This is a genomic window from Streptomyces sp. NPDC005483 (genome assembly GCF_040606035.1).
Classification (GTDB): domain Bacteria; phylum Actinomycetota; class Actinomycetes; order Streptomycetales; family Streptomycetaceae; genus Streptomyces.
On record NZ_JBEXEA010000001.1, the window covers coordinates 199220 to 220853 of the forward strand.

At 71.3% G+C, this 21634-nt stretch carries 19 protein-coding genes and 1 riboswitch; of the genes, 15 read left to right on the top strand and 4 right to left on the bottom strand.

Annotated features, from left to right (window positions below; translation table 11 throughout):
• Positions 1–6 precede the first annotated feature (6 nt).
• Complete coding sequence (locus ABZT06_RS00890; protein WP_355732831.1) at positions 7–612, top strand: XRE family transcriptional regulator; 606 nt, start codon at positions 7–9, stop codon at positions 610–612.
• Positions 609–731, top strand: coding sequence for a DUF6126 family protein (locus tag ABZT06_RS00895; RefSeq protein ID WP_033415234.1), 123 nt, complete (start codon positions 609–611; stop codon positions 729–731). The genes ABZT06_RS00890 and ABZT06_RS00895 overlap by 4 nt, the downstream gene beginning before the upstream one ends.
• 12 nt (positions 732–743) lie before the next feature.
• On the opposite strand, the gene ABZT06_RS00900 is transcribed toward ABZT06_RS00895, so the two are convergent.
• Positions 744–1541, bottom strand: coding sequence for a tyrosine-protein phosphatase (locus ABZT06_RS00900; RefSeq protein WP_355732835.1), 798 nt, complete (start codon positions 1539–1541; stop codon positions 744–746).
• Positions 1542–1747: 206 nt separating this feature from the next.
• On the opposite strand from ABZT06_RS00900, the gene ABZT06_RS00905 reads away from it, so the two are divergent.
• The 6 genes from ABZT06_RS00905 (at position 1748) to ABZT06_RS00930 (ending at position 10983) form a co-directional block, all read left to right on the top strand.
• On the top strand, positions 1748–3823 hold the full coding sequence (locus ABZT06_RS00905; protein ID WP_355732838.1) for an alpha-galactosidase: 2076 nt from the start codon (positions 1748–1750) through the stop codon (positions 3821–3823).
• A gap of 308 nt (positions 3824–4131) precedes the next feature.
• A riboswitch (cyclic di-AMP (ydaO/yuaA leader) is annotated at positions 4132–4289 on the top strand.
• Between the two features lie 4 nt (positions 4290–4293).
• Positions 4294–5226, top strand: a complete 933-nt coding sequence (locus ABZT06_RS00910; RefSeq protein ID WP_355732841.1) for a M23 family metallopeptidase — start codon at positions 4294–4296, stop codon at positions 5224–5226.
• A gap of 214 nt (positions 5227–5440) precedes the next feature.
• On the top strand, positions 5441–8173 hold the full coding sequence (locus tag ABZT06_RS00915) for a Tat pathway signal sequence domain protein (protein WP_355732844.1): 2733 nt from the start codon (positions 5441–5443) through the stop codon (positions 8171–8173).
• Positions 8170–9261, top strand: coding sequence for a GDSL-type esterase/lipase family protein (locus ABZT06_RS00920; protein ID WP_355732847.1), 1092 nt, complete (start codon positions 8170–8172; stop codon positions 9259–9261). The genes ABZT06_RS00915 and ABZT06_RS00920 overlap by 4 nt, the downstream gene beginning before the upstream one ends.
• 74 nt (positions 9262–9335) lie before the next feature.
• Positions 9336–10052, top strand: a complete 717-nt coding sequence (locus ABZT06_RS00925; RefSeq protein WP_355732849.1) for a DUF6250 domain-containing protein — start codon at positions 9336–9338, stop codon at positions 10050–10052.
• A gap of 145 nt (positions 10053–10197) precedes the next feature.
• Entirely contained in the window at positions 10198–10983 is a 786-nt protein-coding gene (locus ABZT06_RS00930) for an SGNH/GDSL hydrolase family protein (protein ID WP_355732852.1), read from the top strand.
• Between the two features lie 59 nt (positions 10984–11042).
• Here ABZT06_RS00930 and ABZT06_RS00935 read toward each other — a convergent pair whose 3' ends face one another.
• Both ABZT06_RS00935 and ABZT06_RS00940 read right to left on the bottom strand, forming a co-directional pair.
• A complete protein-coding gene (locus tag ABZT06_RS00935) occupies positions 11043–11708 on the bottom strand; it encodes a TetR/AcrR family transcriptional regulator (RefSeq protein ID WP_355732855.1) in 666 nt (221 codons plus the stop codon).
• Between the two features lie 51 nt (positions 11709–11759).
• The gene (locus tag ABZT06_RS00940) at positions 11760–12938 is read right to left on the bottom strand and encodes a Glu/Leu/Phe/Val dehydrogenase dimerization domain-containing protein (RefSeq protein WP_355732857.1); all 1179 of its coding nucleotides are present in this window, start codon (positions 12936–12938) and stop codon (positions 11760–11762) included.
• A 177-nt stretch (positions 12939–13115) separates the two neighbouring features.
• Here ABZT06_RS00940 and ABZT06_RS00945 point away from each other — a divergent pair, with 177 nt between their 5' ends.
• The 7 genes from ABZT06_RS00945 (at position 13116) to ABZT06_RS00975 (ending at position 20805) form a co-directional block, all read left to right on the top strand.
• A complete protein-coding gene (locus ABZT06_RS00945; RefSeq protein ID WP_355732860.1) occupies positions 13116–14324 on the top strand; it encodes an MBL fold metallo-hydrolase in 1209 nt (402 codons plus the stop codon).
• A gap of 796 nt (positions 14325–15120) precedes the next feature.
• Complete coding sequence (locus ABZT06_RS00950; protein ID WP_355732863.1) at positions 15121–18057, top strand: ATP-binding protein; 2937 nt, start codon at positions 15121–15123, stop codon at positions 18055–18057.
• Between the two features lie 68 nt (positions 18058–18125).
• A complete protein-coding gene (locus ABZT06_RS00955) occupies positions 18126–18560 on the top strand; it encodes a roadblock/LC7 domain-containing protein (RefSeq protein ID WP_123994033.1) in 435 nt (144 codons plus the stop codon).
• Between the two features lie 2 nt (positions 18561–18562).
• A complete protein-coding gene (locus ABZT06_RS00960; protein ID WP_031052041.1) occupies positions 18563–18934 on the top strand; it encodes a DUF742 domain-containing protein in 372 nt (123 codons plus the stop codon).
• Positions 18912–19511, top strand: a complete 600-nt coding sequence (locus ABZT06_RS00965; RefSeq protein ID WP_007386183.1) for an ATP/GTP-binding protein — start codon at positions 18912–18914, stop codon at positions 19509–19511. The genes ABZT06_RS00960 and ABZT06_RS00965 overlap by 23 nt, the downstream gene beginning before the upstream one ends.
• Before the next feature lie 58 nt (positions 19512–19569).
• A complete protein-coding gene (locus tag ABZT06_RS00970; protein WP_355732868.1) occupies positions 19570–20148 on the top strand; it encodes a GAF domain-containing protein in 579 nt (192 codons plus the stop codon).
• A gap of 57 nt (positions 20149–20205) precedes the next feature.
• Positions 20206–20805, top strand: coding sequence for a TetR/AcrR family transcriptional regulator (locus tag ABZT06_RS00975; protein WP_355732871.1), 600 nt, complete (start codon positions 20206–20208; stop codon positions 20803–20805).
• Here ABZT06_RS00975 and ABZT06_RS00980 read toward each other — a convergent pair.
• A complete protein-coding gene (locus tag ABZT06_RS00980; protein WP_355732875.1) occupies positions 20802–21395 on the bottom strand; it encodes a GPP34 family phosphoprotein in 594 nt (197 codons plus the stop codon). The two genes, ABZT06_RS00975 and ABZT06_RS00980, sit on opposite strands and share 4 nt — an antisense overlap.
• Positions 21396–21634: the final 239 nt, after the last annotated feature.

The window sequence follows — 21634 nt, forward strand, 5'->3', positions numbered from 1 at the left end:
GGAGGTATGACCTCCCCGGAAGCCTTCACGGAGCTGCCCTCGGTGGCTCCCCAGCTTCGCGCGCTGCGCCGTCGCGCCTCCCTCACGCTGGAGGCGGCGGCCGGTGCCGCGGGGCTGTCGCCCGCCCATCTCTCCCGGCTCGAGACCGGACAGCGCCAGCCCTCACTGCCGATGCTGCTCGCGCTGGCCCGCATCTACGGTACGACGGTCTCGGAGCTTCTCGGTGAGACGGCCGCCGACCGGGACGCCGTGGTGCGCGCCGCCGACATGGAACCGACCGAGGCGGGCGGCTGGACGTACTTCCAGGCGGGCGCCGCCGGCCGTGGGATGCAGGCCCTGCGTGTGCAGGTGCCGCACGGCTCCCAGGGCGACATCGTGAGGGTGCATCCCGGCGAGGAATGGCTGTACGTCCTCAGGGGGCGGCTCAGGCTCCGCCTCGGGGACACCACGCACCGGCTCGGCCCGGGCGACAGTGCGCACTTCGACTCGCTGACCCCGCACCGCATCGCCGCCCAGGACCCCGACGGTGTCGAGCTCCTGTTCGTCCACACCCTGTTGCAGAGCCCCACGGCCACGCTGTGCCTGGGCCCGACCCCTGGAGAGACACCATGAGTGACATGGAGGAGAAGTTCCCCCGCGCCCTGTGGGTGCGCCTGATCATCTACCTCGCCGTCGGCCACGTCTTCGCGGCCTTCATCTACTTCCTCTTCGCGGTGGGAGCCGGGCAGTAGCGGCCGTACGGCTCAGTCGAGCAGGCGCTCCCGCAGCCGCTCACGGATCTCGGGGGTCAGACCGAGGCCCTCCTCCAGATACGCCTCGACGCCGCCCCACGTCTCCTCGATGGTCTCGAAGGCCGCCGTCAGATACTCGGCCCGCGCCTCGAACAACGGGCTGAGCAGCTCCATGACCTCGGGGGAGTAGGCGTCGGTGGCGGTGCTGGTGCGGCGGACCTTGTAGCGGCGGTGCTTGGCGTTCGACTCCAGGTAGTCGGCGACGATCGCCTCGCGCTCCACCCCCAGGGCGAGCAGAGTCACGGCGATGGACAGACCCGCGCGGTCCTTGCCGGCCGCGCAGTGCATGAGGGCGGGCACGCTGTCCCCGGCGAGGGAGCGCAGCACCTCGGAGTGCTCGGCGGTGCGCTCCTTGACCATCGTGCGGTATGAGTTGATCATGCGCTGCGCGGCCTTGCCGTCGCCGAGGAGCTCGCGCAGCTGCTCTATGTCGCCGTCCCGGACCATCTTCCAGAACCAGGTGCCCTCCGCCGGGTCGCTCAGCGGCAGGTTCACATTGGTGACGCCCGGCAGGTCGACGTCGGGGCCCTCCAGCTTCTGGTCCGCCGCGTTGCGGAAGTCGAAGATCGTGTGCAGGCCGAGGGAGGCCAGGAAGGCCGCGTCGTCCTCGGTCGCGTGTGCGAGGTGACCGCTGCGGAACAGCACCCCGTACCGCACCCGCCGCCCGTCCGCCGTCGGCAGTCCGCCCACATCGCGGAAATTGCGGACACCTGACAGTTCGGGTTCGGTCGACGGGATCTGCTGCGTCACGGGGGCTCCTCCCAGCCGGGCTCCGCCGACGCGACTCGTCGGCGGGGCGCGCTCTCGACCATACGACATGGATTCCTGGGGCAATGAGTTGTCCACAGGGACGGCAATCACTTGTCCACAGCCGTTGCAGCCAGGGCTGTCAGCCATTGATGATGTTGGTGCCTGAGTGCACCTGTTGGCACCTGTTCGAATCTGTGAGGGACACCATGCTGGAGATCGCCGACAACGGCCGTACGTGGATTCTGTCCGGGCCGGCCAGCAGCTACGCCCTGCACCTCACGGCCGAGGACGAGCTGCTGCACCTGCACTGGGGCCCGAGGATCGCCCTGGCCGACGCCGAGACCCTCGCCGTACGTCCGCTGCCCGAGTACTGGCCCTTCGAGTCCCCGCTCGACGGACGCGAGGAGTACCCCGTCGAGGGCGGCCCCCGCTTCACCCGCCCCGCCCTGTCCGTGCGCACCGACGAGCGGCGCGGCACCGAGTGGAGCTTCGAGGCGTACGACACCGAGGGCGACGAGCTGCGGCTGCGGTTCCGCGACGGCGGGCTGGGCATCACGCTGCACTACCGGATGCGCGACGACATCCTGGAGCGCTGGGTGACTCTGGACAACCAGGGCCCGGCCCCGGTCGAACTGCTGCGCGCCGACTCCGCCACCTGGACCCTGCCCGACCGCGAGGACGGCTGGCGACTGTCCCAGCTGCACGGCCGCTGGGCCGCAGAGTCCCTGCTCTCCCGGACCCCGCTCACCTACGGCGAGAAGGTCATCGGCAGCCGCCGCGGCCACACCGGCCACCAGCACCTGCCGTGGGTCGCGCTCGACACCGACGCAACCGAGGAGCGGGGCGAGGTCTACGGCGTCGCCCTCGGCTGGTCGGGGTCCTGGCGGATCGCTGTGGCGCAACTGCCCGACGCGCGCGTGCAGATCACCGGCGGCGCCGGATACGACGACTCGGGGCTGCTCCGGCTGGCGGCCGGGGAGTCCTTCACGACGCCCCTCTTCGCCGGTCTCTGGAGCGACGAAGGCTTCGGCGGCGCCAGCCGAGCCTGGCACGCCTACCAGCGGGCGTACGTCATCCCGGACGCGGACCAGGACCGACCCGTGCTGTTCAACTCCTGGGAGGCCACGAACTTCGACATCTCCGAGGAGCAGCAGCTCACCCTGGCCCGACGTGCCGCGTCGATCGGCGTCGAGCTGTTCGTGGTCGACGACGGCTGGTTCGGCGCCCGCACCAGTGACCGGGCCGGGCTCGGCGACTGGGCGCCCAACCCCGACCGCTTCCCCTCCGGCCTCAAGCCGCTCGGTGACTCCGTGCGCGCGCTCGGCATGCAGTTCGGCATCTGGGTCGAGCCGGAGATGATCAACCCGGACAGCGAGCTGTACCGTGCCCACCCGGACTGGGTGCAGTACCAAGCGGGACGAAAGCGGACGGAGTTCCGCAATCAACTCGTACTGAACCTCGCACGCGAGGATGTTCAGGAGTATCTGTGGGAGCAGCTCGACACCCTGCTCTCCTCGGCCCCGATCGACTATGTGAAGTGGGACTTCAACCGCTGCTTCACGGACGCGGGCTGGCCCGGCGAGCCCTACCCGCAGCGCCTGTGGGTCGACCATGTGCGCGGCTTCTACGCCCTGCTGGACCGGTTGCGGGAGGCTCACCCGGGCGTGGCCTTCGAGTCCTGCTCGGGGGGTGGCGGCCGGATCGACCTCGGGGTGCTCGGCCGTACCGACCAGGTGTGGACCTCGGACAACACCGACCCCCTCGACCGGCTCGCCATCCAGCACGGCTTCAGTCAGATCCACCCCGCGCGCGTGATGGCGGCCTGGGTCACCGACAGTCCCAACACCCAGCTCAACGGACGGGTGAGCTCTCTGCGGTTCCGGTTCGTGAGCGCGATGGCCGGAGTGCTCGGAGTGGGTGGGGACCTCTCGGAGTGGACCGATGAGGAGCTCGCCGAAGCCGGGCGGTGGGTGGGTCTCTACAAGGAGATCCGGCCCCTGGTGCAGCGCGGCGACCTCTACCGGCTGCGGCCTCCGCGGGGCGGACTGAGCGCGGTGCAGTACGTGCTCGGGGGCGAGACCGTCGTCCTCGCCTGGCTTCAGGCACAGAAGTACGGCGAGCCCGTCCCCTCGCTGCGGCTGCGGGGGCTCGACCCGGCGGCGTCGTACGAATGCCCCGAAACGGGCGAAGTTCACCGGGGGGTCGTATTGCTGCATCACGGGCTCCGTACCGGTTTGCGTGGAGACCTTGATGCGACGGTTATCCGACTGCGTCACATATAGGGCTTCTGTCCGAATTGATGGCCTCCTTCCAGCTCCGCCCGGGATGAGGGTTCCTGTGAATTCGTGACGTGAGGAGCGTCATATCCGTGACGGTGCGTCGCCCGTCATGTTCACGTAATTCGCAGGCCGCTCAAGGGGATTTGGGCGGGTGGAGGGTGCTCGATTCACGCAGGGTGACCGGTAATTCGCATTCGGGATCAAGGGAAACGCATATCCGGGCAACCTCTCACTTGTCCCTTTGTGTCTTGCTCGTTTACGTTCGCCACCGATCCGGTCGGACGCCCAATCCTGCCGCCGAACGGATTCCCCACACTCACTCACCCGTGCACGGCAGGAGCGGGGGACCCACAGGTATCACCGCCTGTTCCGGTCTCCGGAACGGCTTGGGGTATAGCCGCGTCTCGGCGCGGCCGGGCATCTCCAGCCCGCACCCGACAGCTCACCTCGCAGGCGCCGGAGAGGAATTCGCCATGCCCGCGAAGGGTAAGCACCGCCGTCCGAAGTCCCAGCGTTTCACCCGCTCGATCGCCGTCGCCGGAACCGGAGGCGCCGCGCTCGCGCTGCCGTTCATAGGCGCCACCGGCGCTCACGCCGCCACCCCGCAGTCCGTTTCGGAAAAGGCCGTTCAGTCGATTCCGGTCTCGCAGAAGTCCGCCGAAAAGACCGCTGCCGAGAAGAGCACCGCGAAGACCTCGACGGTGCGCACCTATTCGGTGCGGGTCGGCGACTATCTTTCGAAGATCGCCGATGAACAGAACGTCAGGGGTGGCTGGAAGAGGCTCTACGCCGACAACCGTGCGGCCATCGGCGACGACCCGTCGCTGATCCACCCGGGCCTGAAGCTCTCGATCGACAAGAAGGCAAAGGCGAGCACGGCGAAGACCGGGTCCTCCTCCTCGGCGTCCTCGGCGAAGGCCGAGAAGGCGGAGTCGAAGAAGTCGTCCTCGAATTCAACGGCTGCCACCCAGAGCTCCGACACGACCAGCAGCTCCAGCGGCTACACCCTCCCGGTCAGCGGCGCCACCATCGGAACGGGCTACCGCGTCGCGGGCAGCATGTGGTCCAGCGGCTACCACACCGGCGTCGACTTCGTCGTCCCGACCGGCACCTCGCTCAAGGCCGTGGCCGCGGGCACGGTCGTCTCCGCGGGCTGGGGCGGCGCCTACGGCAACCAGGTCGTCATCAAGCTGAACGACGGCTACTACGCGCAGTACGCCCACCTGTCCCAGCTCTCCGTCTCGGCCGGTCAGACCGTGACCGAGGGTCAGCAGATCGGCCTCTCCGGCGCGACCGGCAATGTGACCGGCCCGCACCTGCACTTCGAGATCCGCACCACGCCGGACTACGGCTCCGACGTGGACCCGGTCGCCTACCTCCGCTCGAAGGGTGTCGCCGTCGGCTGACGCCCCCCTGTGCCACCGAAGGCCGGACCCCGATCCCCGGGTCCGGCCTTCGGTGTTTCGTCAGCGACTCCCACGCGTGAGTGTGTGCCCCTTCATGATCACTTCATTGCGTTCTTGTGGCGAGGGGGCTCAGGGCGTCGACAGGGAGGGGAGGGTGGAGACAGAGTGAACTCCGTTGCCGCGTAAGCGCTTTCTACGACCTTCGGAGGTCACCGTGTCCGGCGTCGACCGACGCACCGTCTTCAAGGGCGCCGCAGCCGCGGCCGCCCTCACCCAGTTCTCCTGGGCCCAGTCCCGTACCGCCGCCGCGGCGGCCGGCGACGACGACGACACCGAGCTCCACTGGCTGGAGGGCTCTCCGCCCGACGCCCACGCCGGTGCCACCTGGGGCGTGCCGTGGGCGCGCGGCACCCACCGCCCGGAGCAGCGGTTCCGGCTCGCCACCACCGGCGGCGACGAGGTCCCGGTCCAGAGCTGGCCCACCGCCTACTGGCCCGACGGCTCGGTGAAGTGGACCGCGCACGCGATCGCCCCCGACGCACCGCGGGCCGACGGCTATCTGCTGAGCGCGGGCAGTCCGGCCGAGCCCGCCCACCGGGTCACCGTCGGCCGGGGCGTCGGCGGCCGGATCGAGGTGTCGACCGGCGTGATCACCGCCGTCTTCGGGGCCAAGGGCTCCGACACCGTCGTACGCGGCATCCGGCGCGGCACGACCGAGATCGCGCGCGACGGACGGCTGGTGGCCCTGCGCCAGGACTCCGTGCGCGAGGGCGCGGACCTCGACAGCTTCGCGGGCCGGATCGAGAAGATCACGGTCGAGCAGGACGGCCCCGTCCGTGCCGTGATCCGGGTCGAAGGGCGGCACCGGCACGGCGGCAGGGCCTGGCTGCCGTTCGTGCTGCGGTTCGCCTTCTTCGCCGGTGCGGAATCCTTCCGCCTGGTGCACACCTTCGTCTGGGACGGCGAGCAGCGGCCCGGCTCCGACCAGGGTGACTTCCTGCGCGGACTCGGCGTCCGCTTCACCGTGCCGCTGAGCGATCAGCCCTACGACCGCCACGTGCGGTTCGCCGACTCGGGCGGCGGCCTGTTCAGCGAGGCCGTCCAGGGAGTCACGGGGCTGCGGCGCGACCCGGGCGCGGCGGTGCGGGCCGCGCAGATCGCCGGCGAACGGCTGCCGGACACCGCCACCTGGGACACCCGGGTGGCGAGCCGGCTGGCGTACATCCCGCGATGGGGCGACTACACGCTCACCCAGCCGACCGCCGACGGCTACCAGATCCGCAAGCGCACCACGGCGGGCTACGGCTGGATCCCGGCCGCGGCCGGACAGTGCGCGGCCGGCTTCGGATACGCCGGCGGCGCGAGCGGCGGACTCGCCTTCGGCCTGCGGGACTTCTGGCAGCGGCACCCCGCCCAACTCGATGTGCGCGGCGCCGAGTCCGCGGCCGCCGAGGTCACCCTCTGGCTCTACTCACCCGAAGCCCAGCCCCTCGACCTGCGCTTCTACCACGACGGCCTCGGTCAGGACACCTACGAGGAACAGTCCGACGGCGGCCTGGAGATCACGTACGAGGACTACCAGCCGGGCTTCGGCACCCCGTACGGCATCGCCCGCACCAGTGAACTGACCTTCTGGGCCGTGGCGAAGACCCCGCCCGCCGATGTCCTGGCGGCCCAGGCGAAGGCCGTGGCCGCACCTCCGCTGCTCGCCGCCACTCCCCAACGGCTGCGCTCCGCAGGCGTTTTCGGCGACTGGGCGCCCGTGGACCGCTCCTCGAAGGCCCGCGCGGTGCTCGAGGACCACCTCGACGACCTGTTCGCCTACTACCGCGACCAGCGCGAGGAACGCCGCTGGTACGGCTTCCTCGACTACGGCGACGTCCAGCACACCTACGACAACGACCGGCACGTCTGGCGCTACGACATCGGCGGATTCGCCTGGGACAACTCGGAGTTGGGCACCGACCTCTGGCTCTGGTACCACTTCCTGCGGACCGGCTCCGCCGAGGTGTTCCGGTTCGCGGAGGCCATGACCCGGCACACCGGCGAGGTCGACGTCTACCACCTCGGCAAGTGGGCGGGCCTCGGCACCCGGCACGGAGTGCAGCACTGGGCGGACAGCGCAAAGCAGGTCCGCATCTCCACGGCCGCCAACCGTCGCTTCCACTACTACCTCACCGGCGACGAGCGCACCGGGGACCTGCTGAGCGAACTCGCCGACGTGGAGCTGACGTTCCTCGAGGTCGACCCGCAGCGCAAGGTGCGCACCGACGGCTACGAGCCCGGCGACCGGCACGCCCTGTCGGTCGGCTTCGGCACCGACTGGGGCGGGATCTCGGCAGCCTGGCTCACGGAATGGGAGCGGGGCGGCCCGGGGGCGGCCAGGGCGAAGGCCAAGCTCGTCAACTCGCTGCGGACCATCGCCGCACAGCCCCATGGCTTCTTCACGGGGGCTGGTCTGCTCGACGCCGACACCGGGAAGTTCGCCGTGGCGACCGACACGGCCGTGAACGTGTCCCATCTCAGCGCCGTGTTCGGCCTCGTCGAGACGAACAGCGAGATCGTCTCGTTGCTGGGCGACGAGGAACCGGAGTTCCGAACGGCCTGGCTCGACTACGCGCAGTACTACAACGCCACCGACGCCCAGAAGCGTCAACTCACCGGCTCCACCTGGAAGTCGGCGCTCCCGGCCGCACATTCGCGCATCACCGCGTACGCGGCCCAGCGCAAGAACGACCCGACGCTCGCCACGCGCGCGTGGAACGAGTTCTTCACCGGCGCCGACACCTACTTCCCGTCCAACGACTGGAACCCGGTCACGATCAAGACCCCGGCTGTCCTGCGGCCCACGCGGGAGATCCCCTGGATCTCCACCAACTCCTCCGCCCAGTGGGCCCTCGCGGCGATCCAGAACCTGGCCCTGATCGGAGACCGGATCCCGTCATGAGACGCCCCCTTGCGACCGCGGCCACCGTCGTGGGTCTGCTCGCCGGGGCGATGCCGCCCGCCCTCGCGTCCGGTGCCTCGACCGTCGTACGCCCCGACGACGGACGTATCGCCTACGAGGGACACTGGGGCCGGACCGCCGAAGCCGCCGTCACCGTCAACTCCGGCTCCCGGCTTCGCTTCCGCTTCACCGGCCCGTCCGTCCACGCCCTCTTCGACGTCTCGTCCGTCACCGTCCCCGCACAGATCCAGGTGTTGGTCGACGGCGGCCCCGGGCAGGTGCACTCCGTCGACCAGGCAGACCTGGCGATCACCGCAACCGGCGGCGGGCCGCACTCCGTCGAGATCTCCGTCAAGGACGTCTTCTCGCGGGTCAACCGGTGGGTCCCACCACTGGAGACCGGGGTGGCGCTGACCGGGATCCGGGGGCATCTACTGCGACAACCCCCCGCCAAAAAGCGCGAATTGGCGTTCTACGGCGACTCGATCACCCAGGGCGTCATGGCCCTGTGCGAGGAGAACACCTCCGACTGCGCGGACGGTACGGCCGCCTACCCCACGCTGGTCGCCGATGCCCTGCACGCCTCGCTCACCCAGGTCGGGTTCGGGCGGCAGGGGGTGATCCGGGCCGGCAACGGGGACGTGCCCGCCGCGTCCGACGCCTACGGCTGGAACTACGCGGGCTCCAGGGCGGATTCGGACCGCCGGGCCGAGGTGATCGTGGTGAACCAGGGCACCAACGACGCCGCGTTCGGCTCCGCCGAGTTCCGCGCCGCCTACCGCGCCTATCTGACCCGGCTCCGAGCCGCCGCACCGCACGCCCGCATCCTCGCCCTGCGCCCCTTCGACGGCAGCCATGCCACCGACATCGCCGTCGTCGTCGACGAACTCGCCGACCGACGCGTCGAGTTCGTCGACACGACCGGCTGGCTCGACGCCACGCGGGGCGACTTCAACGGCACGGTCCATCCCAGTGCCCAGGGCCACCGCAAGGTGGCCGACCGGCTGATCGGCCTCATCGCGAGGCAGCACCCCGAAACTTCGAGGCAGCACCCCGAAACCTTGAGTCAGTACCCCGAATCCGCGTGAAGCAGTACCCCGAATCCGCGTGAAGCAGTACCCCGAATCCGCGTGAAGCAGTACCCCGAAAGGAACCCCTCGACGTGACGACCACCCGCAGAGCCTTCGGAGCCCTGGCCGCCGGCGCCGCCCTGGCCGCCCTCGCCCCCGCGGCCACCGCGAGCGCCTCGACCCGCCACCGCCGCCTCATCGCTCACGATGACTTCCACCAGGGCCTTCGCCACTGGGCCGTCGAACTGGAGCAGGGCGGCACGGTCACCGCGCGGCGCGGCGTCCTGGAGGTCGACGTGCCCGCCGGTGCGACGATCTGGTACAGGCAGCCGCTCGAAGGGCCGTACGTTCTGGAGTACACCGCGACGCCCGTGTCCGCGGGCGGGGCCAACGACCGGGTGTCCGACCTGAACAACTTCTGGAACGCGGTCGACGTCCGGTCCCCCGACGACCTCTTCGCCACCCACCGGGGCGGGGCACTCGCGGAGTACGACTACCTGAAGACCTACTACTCCGGCTACGGGGCCAACTACAACACCACGACACGGCTGCGCCGGTACGTCGGAGAACCCGGTGTGCGGCCGCTGATCTACGACTACACCGAACCGCTGCTCGTCGCCAACGAGCCGAACCGGGTGCGGATCGTCTCCGACGGCTCCACGGTGCAGTGGTGGAACAACGGGCGGCTCGTCTTCGACTACACCGACCCGGAGCCCTACACGCGTGGGCACTTCGCGTTCCGGACCACCTGGAGCCACTTCCGGATCGCTGACTTCAGGGTGTGGCGGTCGCAGCGTCAACACTCCTGATGAGAGGCCTATTCCTAGTTTGGCCAACACTTTAGGAGTGGCTTATCTCACCGCCCGTCAAGCCCTTCCTACGGTCGCGTAGGTCACATTCGAAGGTGAATCATGAACGGCTGTGGCAGACGATTCGAAGAATGACAGCAGCTCAGTGATCGGGTCGTACGTGGCGGTGGGGGACAGCTTCACCGAGGGCGTCGGCGACCCCGGCCCCGACGGGGCGTTCGTCGGCTGGGCCGACCGGTTCGCGGTACTTCTCGCGGACCGGCGGCCCGAGGGCGACTTCAGGTACAGCAATCTCGCCGTACGCGGGAAGCTCCTCGACCAGATCGTCGAGGACCAGCTTCCGCAGGCCGCCGAACTGGCACCGGATCTGGTGTCGTTCTGCGCCGGCGGCAACGACATCATCCGGCCCGGTACCGACCCCGACGAGGTCGCCGAGCGCTTCGAGCGGGCCATCGCCCGGCTCACGAAGACGTGCGGCACGGTCATGGTGACGACCGGATTCGACACCCGCGGGGTGCCCGTCCTCAAGCACCTGCGCGGCAAGATCGCCACGTACAACGGACATGTGCGGGCCGTCGCCGACCGGTACGGGTGCCCGGTGCTCGATCTGTGGTCCCTGAAGACCATCCAGGACCGGCGGGCCTGGGACGGAGACCGGCTGCACCTCTCCCCTGAGGGGCACACGCGTGTGGCGCTCCGTGCGGGACAGGTGCTGGGCCTGGAGGTGCCGGCGGATCCGGACCAGCCCTGGCCGCCGCTTCCCCCTCGCGGGCCGCTGGACGTGCGGCGGGACGATGTGCACTGGGCTCGTGAGTATCTGGTGCCGTGGATCGGGCGTCGGCTGCGCGGCGAGTCCTCCGGCGACCATGTGACGGCCAAGGGCGTGCTGTCGCTGGACGACATCAAGACGCGGATCGCTCCGGTGGCCTGAACGGTGCGCGATGCCGGGGCCTGAACGGTGCGCGGTGCCGGGGCCGGGCGGCGCGGGTTTCAGCCGGTGTCCGTGGCCGGATCGCCCACCTGGGCGCACCGGCTCCCCGTGCCCCGCTGTGCGGACCTCGCGCCGTCCAGCCCGAGTTCCCGCGTGAGGGCCTCGTCCACCCACTCCTGGGCCCGGGACCTGGGCACCGCGCCCGCGTAGGACGTCAGCTGGACGGCCAGGCCGTCCAGGAGGGCGGTGAGGCGCAGCGCGGTCGCTTGCGGGTCGGGGCAGCGGAACTCGCCCGCGGCCACGCCCTCGGCGATCACCTCCGTGAGCGCCGCCTTCCAGCGTCTGTCGAGGTCGCGGGTGACCTCCTGGAGCGCCGGGTCGCGCAGGGCCACCGCCCAGCCCTCGATCCACAGCCGCCAGCCCTTGGCCTGGCCCGTGGGCGCGTACCAGCGCACGGCCGACCGGAGCCGGCGCAGGGCGCTGGTGCGGCGGCCGAGGAGCTTGCGCAGATGGGCCAGGTCGTCCTCGGCGGCGTAGGTGAACGCGGCGGCGACGAGCTTCTCCTTGGTCGAGAAGTGATAGAGCACCAGGGCGTTGCTCACCCCGAGCGCCGAGGCCACGTCGGCGATCCTGACGGCCGCCACACCCCGCGCCTCGATCTGCTCGATGGCGGCCCGCAGCAGCTCCTCGCGCCGCTCGGCCACTGTCAACCGCACTCTCGCCACGGGATCACCCTAATCCGTCGACCTGCAGGGCGCCGACCGACGGCGGCGAGGTCAGCGGTACCGGCCGAACCGTTCCGCGATCACCGGCAACCGGTCCGCGACCAGGGCGTGCGCGGCAGCGCGCGGCGAGGTGCCGTCCGCCTCCGCGCGCGCCAGCAACTGCTCGACCAGGGCGCGCATGGAACGTCGTATGTGCGCGAAGGCTTCGTCGGCGTCCGCGCCGATGTCGCCGAACAGGGTCCACCACCACCAGGCGTTGGTCCCGGAGTTGACCACCACGTCCGGCAGTACGGTCACCCCGCGCGCGGCCAGCAGCGCCTCCGCCGCGGGCAGGACCGGCATGTTGGCCGCCTCGACGATCCAACGGGCCCTGATCCGCTCCTGGTTGCCGGTGTCGATCGCGTACGAAACAGCCGCGGGCACCAGCACCTCCGCGTCGAGCGACAGCCAGGCATCGCCGGGCAGTTCGCGGTCGGCGGGGCGCAGGACGGAGCGGTCCACGGTGCCGTGGGCGTCCCGGGCGGCCAGCAGCGCCTCGACGTCGAGCCCCGCCGGGTTGCAGATCGTGCCCTTGATGTCGGCGACGGCCACGACCGTGAGCCCCGCGCGCGTGAGGAAGCGCGCCGTGGCCCCGCCCATGGTCCCGAGACCCTGCACGGCCACACGCGTGCCCGTGTACGGCACCTCGGCCGCGTCCAGGGCCGCGAGCGCCGACTCGGCGACGCCGCAGCCGCCCGCCAGCTCGTCGAGCCCGATGCCGTCCACCTCGACGGCGAACGCGTCCGCGAGCCGCCGCCGGCCCGCGGCCTCGTCGTCGAGCAGCGGGTAGACCGCCTGGATCGAGGAGACCAGGCCGGCCTCCGCGGCCGCCCGGTCCACCAGGTCCTGGCTGAGGCCGAGATCCTCGCCGGTCGTCCAGCACTTCTCGACGTACGGCCGCACGGCCCGCAGGTAGCGCACGAGCAGGCCGTACGCCTCCGGGTCCCGGGGGTCGCAGTCGATGCCGCCCTTGGCGCCGCCCAGCGGGATGTACCGCGCCTCGGGGTCGTAGTGCAGGGCCTCTTTCATGGTCATGCCGCGGGCGAGACCGGCGACCTCGTCCAGCGTGCAGCCCGGGCGCATCCGCAGGCCGCCGCTCGCGACACCGCGCACCAGCCGGTCGACGACCAGGAAGCCCTGGCGGCCGGTGACGTGGTCGGTCCAGGTGAGCGACAGCAGGGGGGTGGTCACGCGGGCTCCGGTACGGCGGGACGGGCTACTGAACGGGGAGTCAGTATCGGCATCCGGGTACGCCCTGTCAACGTGATCCGCTCCCACGGCGTCCCTACCCGTGTGACCGGACAGACTCCGGCACTGTCGGAGGGGCGGACCATAATGGATGCCTCAGCGACTCCACCTGGAGGTACCGTGACCGGCTTCCGTCCCCTGAGCTCCGGGCTCCGCGCGTTGCAGCCCGCGGCCTTCGGTGCGGACCCGAGCGGTGAGCGCATGGCGCGTATCCGCAGATCCCCCCACTTCAAAGACGGTGTCTTCCAGAACCCCGACGGAAACGTGCGGATCCGGCCCGAAGGGCTGATGGAGTTCGCCAAGGTCTTCTTCGACGGTGACAGCAGGTCCCGCCGGATTCCGGAAGGCCGGATCCCGGTGCACGCCACGACACTCGCCGACCTTTCCAAGCCGCCCGCCACCGGTCTGCGGCTGACCTGGATGGGACATGCCAGCGTGCTCGCCGAGATCGACGGGCGGCGGGTGCTGTTCGATCCCGTATGGGGTGAGCGGTGCTCCCCGTTCCCCTTCGCCGGACCCAAGCGGCTGCACCCCGTGCCGCTGCCGCTCGCCGCACTCGGGCCGGTCGATGTGGTCGTCATCTCCCACGACCACTACGACCATCTGGACATGCCCACGATCAAGGAACTGGCCGGGACGGACACCGTCTTCGCCGTGCCGCTCGGTGTGGGAGCCCATCTCGAGCACTGGGGAGTCTCCGCGGACCGGCTGCGTGAGCTGGACTGGCACGAGTCGACGCAGGTCGCCGGGCTGACGCTGACGGCCACCCCGGCGCGGCACTTCTGCGGGAGGGGGCTGCGGAACACCCAGCACACGCTGTGGGCGTCCTGGGTCGTCTCCAGCGGGGAGCACCGGGTCTTCCACAGCGGTGACACCGGGTACTTCGAGGGGTTCAAGGACATCGGCGCGGCCTTCGGGCCCTTCGACGCCACGATGATCCAGCTCGGCGCCTACTCGGAGTTCTGGCCGGACATCCACATGACGCCCGAAGAGGCTGTGCGGTCCCACCTGGATCTGCAGGGCGGGGATGCGGCGGAGGGGGTGCTGCTGCCGATCCACTGGGGCTCGTTCAATCTCGCGCAGCACCCTTGGGTGGAGCCCGCGGAGCAGACGATGCTGCTCTCTCACAAGGCGGGGGTCGCCATGGCGTCGCCGCGGCCGGGAGAACCGTTCGAGCCCGGGGCGCTTCCGGCGGTCGATCCTTGGTGGCGAGGAGTGGCGAAGGTTCCGGCCGGGGGGTGGCCCGCGCTGCCGACGGTTGCCGGGGAGTCGACGGTTGCCGGAGAGCCGGGGGTCGCCGGGGAGCCGGAGGTGGTGGTCGAGCGCTGAGTGGTGGTTCCGCGAGAGGTGCGGGGCTGCTGCGGGGTGATGGGGGTCTGTCGGGCAGTCACCCGCGCCCCTGGCGTAGGTGCGGATGGGGGAGGGCTGGGGGTGCTTTGACCGCACCCCCGTACGCGTTCCGGCGGGGGTGCAGCCACGCGCGCCTGTGGTCAGGGTTCTTGCCAGAGTGCCCCTGTGAGGCGAAGCGAGCAGTGACCGTTCACCTGCTCGCGCCGTGGCGGGGGGCATGGCGAGCGGACACTGTCAGTGACAATGCGGAAGGCTCGGGCCAAGGCTCCGGAGGGGTGTGGGCGGGCCTGACGGGCCCCCGGGGCGGGTCGGCGTGGTGGGCCGGGGTACGCGCGTGAGCCGAGCCTCGTCGGTCGCCTCTGACCGCTTCTGAGCAGGGCTGATCGGTATTCACTCGTTCGAGGGTGCTGGGCCGGTCGGCTTGGCGGTCTGTCGTACGAGGGCTCATACCAGAGCGGGACGCTCCGCGGGGGAGTTTGTCAACTGCCGCTCGCACATGATGCGTTGGCGACTACTGTGAGTGTCCGTCGGGCGACCAGGGGCTGAAGTCTTCGGTTCTCCCGACCGGTACGCCATGACGCATGCCCGAGGCGGACAGCCGAGGTGCGGGGAGGAGGGAGGCGACGCGCCGGTGACCGACGACCACGCCGCCGCGCGAGCCGCCCGGCAACCCGCCCCGAAGCCCGTAGGGGCACGCGCCGGAGCCCGCCTACCCCGGCCGGCCGGCCCGGAGCCCTCGGGCCGACAGGACCGACGGACCAGTACAAGGACACCGATGTCTCACCTCCGTGCACCGGCCGCACGCGCAGACCGCCGTGAGGGCGGGCGGCACGGGCGGCCGGTCGCCCGCCCGATCCCCTCGCTGCCTGAGACGCACATACGGCCGCAACTGCTGCGGCTGGCCGTGCTCCCGCCGATCGCGGTCGCCCTCAGCGGCTGCGCGGCCGTCCTGTTCACCGTCCGCTCCACCGGGGCACAACCCCGCCTCATCCTCTGGGGCGTCCTGACCGGCGCGGTCTCGGTGACCCTCGCGGCCATCCTCATCGCCGCCGTGGCGGCCGACCGCGCCGCGCAAACGGTGAGCGACCGCGTCGCCGCGTTGCGCCGCGGCAGCGCGCGCCGCGAGGCCGACCTGCGTGCCCTGGTCGAGGGGCTGCGCCGCGGCGAGGTGCCACAGGCGCGCAGCCCGCACAGCGGGCCACCCGACCACGCCGACGACTTCGAACTGCTCGCCGCCGACCTGGCCCGCGCCCACGACGGAGCCGTCACCGCCGTCGTCAAGGCCGCCCAGCTCTCCAGCCAGGCCGGCAGCGAACAGAAACTGGAAGTCTTCGTCAACCTCGCGCGGCGGCTTCAGTCGCTGGTGCACCGCGAAATCTCCATCCTCGACGAGCTGGAGAACGAGATCGAAGACCCCGACCTGCTCAAGGGGCTCTTCCACGTCGACCACCTCGCCACCCGGATCCGCCGGCACGCCGAGAACCTTGCCGTCCTCGGCGGAGCCGTCTCACGCCGGCAGTGGAGCAACCCCGTCTCCATGACCGAGGTGCTGCGCTCCGCCATCGCCGAGGTCGAGCAGTACTCGCGGGTCAAGCTCGTGCCGCCGATCGACGGCACGCTGCGCGGGCACGCCGTCGCCGACGTCATCCACCTGCTGGCCGAACTGGTCGAGAACGCCACGGTGTTCTCGGCGCCGCACACCCAAGTGCTGCTGCGCGCCAACCTCGTGACCTCCGGGCTCGCCGTCGAGGTCGAGGACCGCGGGCTCGGCATGCCGGTCGCCGAACAGCACCGGATGAACGCCCTGTTGACCGACCCGGACCAGGTCAACGTCGCGAGCCTGCTGGCGGACGGGCGCATCGGGCTGTTCGTGGTCTCGCAGCTCGCGAAGCGGCACGGCATCCACGTCCGGCTCCAGACCAACATCTACGGCGGCGTCCAGGCCGTCCTCGTCGTGCCGCAGGCGCTGCTGGGTTCGGCGCCGGGAGTGATCGGTGCGCGGGCGCCGGAAGCCACGGGGACCGGCGGGTCTGCGGGAACAGCCGTGTCCCCGCAGGGCCCGGTCCATCCGCGGCCCGGGCAGGAGGCACGCCACCGGGGAGCGCCCGCGCAGCCGCGTCCGGCGGCCGCCCCACAGCGGCGGGAGATCCGGGGCGCGGGGCCCGGTCTCAACGGAAGTGCGGCGCCGACGGCGAACAGCGCCTCAGCGGCGCCGCACGGCGTCCGGGACGGACGCAGTGGCCGTGGGCCGGGACTGAACGGGAGTGGTCGCGCGACGCGTGGCGGCGGAGAGCAGGGGCCTGGCGGCAGCGATCCTCTCTCCGGTGGTGCCGGGCGCTTCTTGAACGGCGGCTCGGGGGCACCGGGCAGCAGCGGGAGCGTTGCGCATGAGGGCGGGCGCTCACCGGGCGACGGCGGGTCTGCCGGGGCGGGCGGCTCTCCGCTGGACGGGCATGGGCCGGGTGGCGGAGGCCAGGTGCCCGGCGGTGAATTGCCGCCGGGTGGCGGCGCAGCCCTTCCGCAGGGCGGCTCGAGGGCACCGGGTGCCGGTGGCCCGATGCCTGGCGGGGACCCCCTGTCAGATGCCCGTGGGTCCTCCATGCACGGTGGCTCGGCCGTACCGGTTGAAGGCGGCCGGGGGCACATGGCGGGCGGCCCCGCTTCCAGCGGGAGCGGGCCCCTGGCCCGTGACAAGGGAACGGTGACCGATCGGCAGTCTGCTGGTGGAGGCGGGCCGAACGGCGGTGGAGCGCATGCCGGGCGTCCCGCGCCGCTGCCCGTGCGCGGAGCCCGCGGAGCGCGGCCCACCCCCGCCGAGGCCGTGCCCGGGATCAGGCCCGACGACCGGAGGCTGGTCGCCGAGCACGTGGCCGCGCCGCCCACCCCGCGTACCGGGACCGTGCGCGGCACCATGGGTAAGCCCCAACTGCCCCGGCGTCGCGCCCAGGAGCACATCGCGCCCCAACTGCGCGGCGGACCGGCGCCACGGCAGGACGCCGAACACGTCGCCGGCCACGACCCGGGGCTGATGGCGGCCTTCCAGCGCGGGATCAACCTCGCCGAGGCCCAGCAACACCGGGAGCCGGAGCACGGCGAACCGCCCACGCCGTTGCCATTGCCGTCCCCTCGCAGGGAGGCCGGCCACATGGACTCGACGCACACCGCGTCCCGCCCCGGTGCCCGCGCCCACATGGACTCAGCGCACACAGGGTCCGGGCCCACGGACCCTGCCCCCATGGACTCCGCCCCCCTGGGCCCCATCCCCATGGGGCCCACCCCCCTGGGCCCCACCCCCCTGGGCCCCACCCCCCTGGGCCCCACCCCCATGGGGCCCGCACCCGTGGACTCCGCCCACATCGATCCTGGTCACCTGGGTGCGGCCCACCCGGACCCGGCCCCTACCAGCCGAACGCACACGGACACCGCCCCCACAGGTACGGCCACCCCCGGCACCGTCTCCTCGGCCTTCGCGCCTCTGGAGCTCCGCCCCACCCCGCCCCCCGACCCGTCCGCCTCCTTCGATTTCGACATCAGCCTCGACGCCGACCTCGACGCGAGCCGTAGGGACGCCGCACCCACGTCCGACGCCGCCGCCATCGACGTGACCCCCCTCGACGCAACCCCCATGGAGCGGCCCCGCATATCCGAGACGCAACGCCTCGATCACGACCGCACCACCCCCCGGCACGACGGGAGCGCACCCGCCGGATGACCACCCCCGCGTTCACCCCACCCCCCAGCGCTCCCGCAGACCTTCGTACCTCAAGGAGTCGATCCACCATGGCGAGCGAAGCGCCGACCGGCCATGTATCCGATCTCGACTGGCTGATGAGCGGTCTCGTGCAGCGCGTGCCGCACACCAGCAGCGCGGTCCTGCTGTCCTGCGACGGGCTCGTGAAGTCGGTCCACGGCCTCGACGGGGACAGCGCCGACCACATGGCGGCCCTGGCCTCCGGTCTCTACTCCCTCGGCCGCAGCGCGGGCGTCCGCTTCGGCGACGGTGGAGACGTCCGCCAGGTGGTCGTCGAGCTCGACTCGACGCTGCTGTTCGTGACCACCGCCGGCTCCGGCACCTGTCTCGCCGTGCTGGCGGGACGCGAGGCCGACGCCGCCGTTCTCGGCTACGAGATGGCGATGCTCGTCAAGAGCGTGCGGCCCTACCTGGTGACCGCGCCCCGGCAGCATGCCGTCGAATCCCCGGCGATGAGGCCTTGAGCGTGGCGGCGGTCGGCGACGGGCCCTGGCTCGACGACGCGGCCGGGCGGCTGGTGCGGCCCTTCACGGTCAGCAACGGCCGCACCCGGCCGTCCATCGCGTTCGACCTCCTGTCACACGTGATGGCCACCGGTGCCACCCCCATCGGTTACCTCGGCCCCGAGCACGCGCAGGCGCTCGACCTGTGCCGCGCGCCCGTCTCGGTCGCCGAGGTCGCCGCCCATCTCAAGCTGCCGGCGGTGGTCACCAAGGTGCTGCTGTCCGACCTCGTGGACTGCGGGGCGCTGACCACCAAGCCCCCCGAGTTCACCCACAACCCGACTGACCGGGCTCTTCTGGAGGCAGTGCTCGATGGACTACGACGACAGCTCTGATCCCTTCCCCACCGCACTGAAGATCCTGGTGGCGGGAGGGTTCGGGGTAGGCAAGACCACCTTCGTGGGCGCGGTCAGCGAGATCGCCCCCCTCAGCACGGAGGAACTGCTCACCACGGTCAGCGCCGCGACCGACAGTCTCGACGGCATCGAGAACAAGGTCGAGACGACGGTGGCCATGGACTTCGGAAGGATCACCCTCGACCCGGAACACGTCCTGTACCTGTTCGGCACACCCGGGCAGGAGCGGTTCTGGTTCATGTGGGACGAACTCTCCGAGGGCGCGCTCGGCGCGGTGATCCTCGCGGACACCCGCAGACTGGAGGACTGCTTCGCGGCCGTGGACTTCTTCGAACAGCGCGGCCTCGGATTCATCGTCGCGATCAACGAGTTCGACGGGGGGTACCGCTACGACCCCGAGGAGGTCCGCGCCGCCATCGACCTCCCGCCGGAGATCCCGATCGTGCGCTGCGACGCCCGGATCTCCAGTTCCGGTGTGCAGACCCTGCTCACCCTCGTACGGCATCTCATCGCCCACAGCCCGGCGCCCGCGCCGAGCCATGGCGCCCACATGTGACCCACGCATACACCGCTACGGAGCCGCATATGACCGACGTCCACAGCGACGGCCGCCCATGAGCTACGACCCACCGCGCCCGGCCGGTCGACTGCTGCTCACCCCGGAGGACAAGGAGGCCCCGGACCGGACGCGACGGCTGCGCCTGCTCGGGCTCGGGGAGCATCCGGAGCCCGTCCTCGACGCCTTCGCCGAGCGGCTCGCCGAGCGCATCGGGGCGCCGTACGCGATGGTCAACTTCCTGGGCGAGCACCGGCAGTTCTTCGCCGGTCTCAGGATTCCCGCACCCCGGCCCCCGGCGGACGGGGACAAGGCCAAGCCGGAAGTGGGCCGTTATATGGCGCGCGATCATGGGTTCTGCCCCCATGTGGTCGCCCGCCGCAAGGCGTTGGTCCTGGAGGACGTCCGTGACTACCCGCGGTTCGCGGGCAACCCGGTCGTCGACGAGTTCGGCATCCGTTCCTATCTGGGCGCACCGCTCATCGACTCCACGGGGATGGTGCTGGGCACGGTGTGCGCGGCGGACGTGGAGCCGCGCACCTGGGGGAAGTCCGGCCTGGAGGCCATCAAGTCGTCGGCGGCGGAACTCGTCGCGCGCCTGGAGCGACGGGAGGCCGACGGGCTTCCGGTGCTGTGACGGGCGAGTCGGCCCCCTTCCTAGCCGACCGGTCTAGTACTTACGTACACTCCTTCTGTGGGACGTACCAGTGACGCCAGAGAGAAGATCCTCGGTGCCGCGCGCTCGCTCATCGAGACGCGCGGCTACTCGGCGCTGGGCGTGGCCGAGATCTGCAAGGCGGCCGGGGTGCCGAAGGGCAGTTTCTACTACTTCTTCGAGTCCAAGGAGGCCCTCGCGCTCGCCGTCGTCGAAGAGCACTGGGCGGCTCAACGGCGTGAGTGGGAAAGCGCGTTGAGCGCGAACGCGGACCCGTTGCAGCGGCTGCGCGCGCTCTTCGAGCAGACCGAGGCGGGCCAGCGCGCTGTCCAGGAGGGCTGTGGCACGGTGTCGGGCTGTCTGTTCGGGAACCTCGCTCTGGAGCTGAGCAACCACGTCGAACCCGTGCGCGGGCGGCTCCAGGAGATCTTCGACGCGCAGGTCGACATGGTCGAGGCGGTCGTCGCCGAGGCCCGGGACCGCGGCGACGCCACCGTGTCCGACGCGCGGCAGGCGGCGCGGGCGGTGGTGGCCCAACTGGAGGGCCAGGTGATGTTCGCCAAGCTCTACAACAGCCCCCAGCGCCTGAGCCCTCTGTGGGACAACTGCCGGGCCCTGCTCGGCGCCGCCGGCTCCTAGTAACCGCGCCACACGTTGTCGAACGCGGCGTCCTCGATGGCCTTCCGCTGGCGTACGGCCTCCAGTTCCATCACCGCGTCCCCGACCGCGGCCAGCACGGTGACCGTGTCGTCGGCGAGTTCCCCGGCCGGTTCGTCGCCGATCCCGGCGGCTGCCGCCAGGGCAGTGAGGACGGGTTCGCCCGCCGCCCGGCGCTCTTCGGCCTGCCGCCGGGCCGCCGAGTCCACCAGCTCCGTCCGCCCGGTCCGCAGCGGGATCCGGCGGCCACGCTGCCGGGTCGTGAGCCCGATCCGCTCCAGGTCGTCGACGTAGGCCGAGGACAGCCCGCGGCCCCGGCGCCACAGCCAGTCCTCGACCGACTCGTACGGCTGCTGCCGCACCAGCGACTCGGCGGCCTCGTCCAACAGGCGGTCGCCCGTGGGGGATGGGGCGTTGGGCAGGATGCGGTCGCCGTCCAGGACGAGGGCGTGCGCGTCGAGGAGGTCGAACAGCTCGGCTCCCGCGAGCGCGAGCGAGAGATCGCCCTGTTCGACCGGCTTGTCGGCGGTCACGTCGAGGGCGACGATCGCGAGGTCCCGTGCGGTGGTCATCAGCGGCTCCACGTGAGTCGGCCGTGCGGTGGTGAGTGCTCAGGGGACCGGCCGCGGCGGGCCGGGCGTCCTCGGTCGATTCTCGCTGCTGATCGGGGACCGTGTGGCCGGATACGACCATGTGGTGCGGGAAGCCGATCCGCAGCACACCGGCGGCCGCGGCCGCCACGAGGACCACCAGGGCGGCCAGGAGCCGGGGCCAGGATGCCCGCGAGGGCGTCGACGAGATGGCCGACGTA